Annotated in this window: 1 protein-coding gene; it reads right to left on the bottom strand. The window is 37.8% G+C overall.

The window, feature by feature from the left end; all coding sequences use genetic code 11:
- Nucleotides 1–358 (bottom strand): hypothetical protein (locus EG885_RS22405; protein WP_207392403.1); only part of this gene is annotated, 358 nt, incomplete at its 3' end.
- Nucleotides 359–490 lie beyond the last annotated feature (132 nt).

The following is a 490-nucleotide window of genomic DNA, read 5'->3' as shown; positions in this document are numbered from 1 at the left end:
TATAAATAATGGGATTAGAAAAACTGGCAAGGGCGCTGGTAGTATCGAAATCAGGAATACCAATCACCACACCGATAATCATGACTAAAATGGCCGTAATAGTGACATGAACGGCCTCAGTTAACCATAACGCTCCAATGAAAACTAACATTGCCAAGCCTTTATTGGCGTTAGTATCAAAGGGCAGTACATTGTATATAATAACGCTGATAATGGCCGCTATAGCAAAGATAATCAGTCCTTTGCCAGTGCCCTTAGGGAAGGTATCTGTAAACAGATATTCATTGCCATCATGCGGAATATGGCTATCAAGGTTATTACGGGGTTGTAATTCTGACATAAAAAATCCTTTTCCCATAAAGTCATCATCAATTCTGAATCAAAACATGCCTTAATTAGACACAGCTGCTTCAAGATGATTTCAATACAATAAAAATCAACCAACGACGATTATGACGCTGATTCAAGACATTCAACATGGATAAATTCT

The sequence above is a fragment of the Paracoccus nototheniae genome (assembly GCF_004335005.1).
Classification (GTDB): Bacteria; Pseudomonadota; Alphaproteobacteria; order Rhodobacterales; family Rhodobacteraceae; genus Paracoccus; species Paracoccus nototheniae.
Note: the sequence above shows the minus strand (reverse complement) of the source record. Positions and strands in the feature narration are given on the sequence as shown.